The sequence below is a fragment of the Parahaliea mediterranea genome (assembly GCF_017255185.1).
Lineage (GTDB): Bacteria > Pseudomonadota > Gammaproteobacteria > Pseudomonadales > Halieaceae > JAFKCZ01.
Map to the genome: position 1 here is coordinate 1 of NZ_JAFKCZ010000044.1, position 530 is coordinate 530.

Genomic DNA, 530 nt, shown 5'->3' on the forward strand with positions numbered 1-530 from the left:
TGAAACGATACCTGTCGACCGGCACCTTTTCGATGATCCGCAGCTTTGGGGTTATGCATGCATCGCGTTTTGAGTGGGCAGTGCCTGCATTGCAACAGTCTGCCCTCAAAGTAAGCTGTGGGTTGGCCTGTGCTGCTATCGCGTACACCTCGAAGACGGAGTGTTTTTCCCACTGGGCAGATACAGGTCATGGCCACGGGATCGAATGTGAATTCGCTTGCCGGAATGACATTGCGCTTCTGTTGCTTCGGTTTGTTCTGATGGCGTTTGCCGTGTTTCTCCTTTTGACCCTGGAAACGCGGATCTCTCGACCTGAACTGGTTGTCAGGGATGTAGCCGTTGATCTTTCTATCGTGCAGGTATTTCATGTTGGCTTCGTTGGCGAAGCCGGTGTCTGCGGTAATGATGGTCTTTTGGTTAAGTAGGTTTTGACGGATCTTCAGTCTTTGATACCGCTTTTCCAGTGATTCCAGAACAGGACGTAGGGTGTGATGTTCCTGACCATGACCGAATGCCTGGGCGTCCACGAT

At 51.5% G+C, this 530-nt stretch carries 1 protein-coding gene; it reads left to right on the forward strand.

Going from position 1 to position 530, the window contains the following annotated elements; genetic code table 11:
• A partial coding sequence (locus JYP50_RS21920; RefSeq protein ID WP_241263418.1) for a hypothetical protein occupies window positions 1-425 on the forward strand: 425 nt, incomplete at its 5' end.
• Window positions 426-530: the final 105 nt, after the last annotated feature.